The sequence below is a fragment of the Legionella sp. PATHC039 genome, from assembly GCF_026191275.1.
Lineage (GTDB): Bacteria > Pseudomonadota > Gammaproteobacteria > Legionellales > Legionellaceae > Legionella > Legionella pneumophila.
In genome coordinates this window covers 1-462 of the sequence record NZ_JAPHOP010000003.1, presented here as the reverse complement: position 1 = coordinate 462, position 462 = coordinate 1, and the positions used below count along the sequence as shown (strand labels likewise).

Below are 462 nucleotides of genomic sequence, written 5' to 3'. Positions count from 1 at the left end.
CGGCTTCTGCCGATGCCAATGACATTGGTTATGCGAAGCTTGTCGGCAGCGATTTGTTTACTTTAACGAAAGACGCAGGCTCTGACGGGGAACAATCCACCCTCTTTAAGCTTTTGGTTGGTGCTCCGGCCTCCGGTTTAGTGGACACGGCAACCAATCAGGCCATCGTGCTGTCTGCCAATGCGGGCGGTACGGAAGTGTTGGGTAAGAACACCAATGGGGATGTGGTGTTTAAGGTTGTATTAAATGGCAGCAATGGGGATGTGGAAGTTTTTCAATACCGTGCGATCAAACACGAGAATACCAGCGACCACGACGAATCCGGTGCGGGAGGGACAATAGAGCGCATTCAATCCGGCTCTTTGAAATTGGAAGTGACGGTAACGGACAAAGACGGCGACAGTGCGAAAGGCGAGCTGGATTTGGGTCAAGTGATGCGCTTTGAAGACGACGGCCCTGTGG

Annotated in this window: 1 protein-coding gene; it reads left to right on the top strand. The window is 52.4% G+C overall.

What is annotated here, in order from left to right; translation table 11 throughout:
- Positions 1-462, top strand: a 462-nt coding sequence (locus tag OQI99_RS16140; RefSeq protein ID WP_265732385.1) for a DUF5801 repeats-in-toxin domain-containing protein, incomplete at both ends; no start/stop codon positions are given.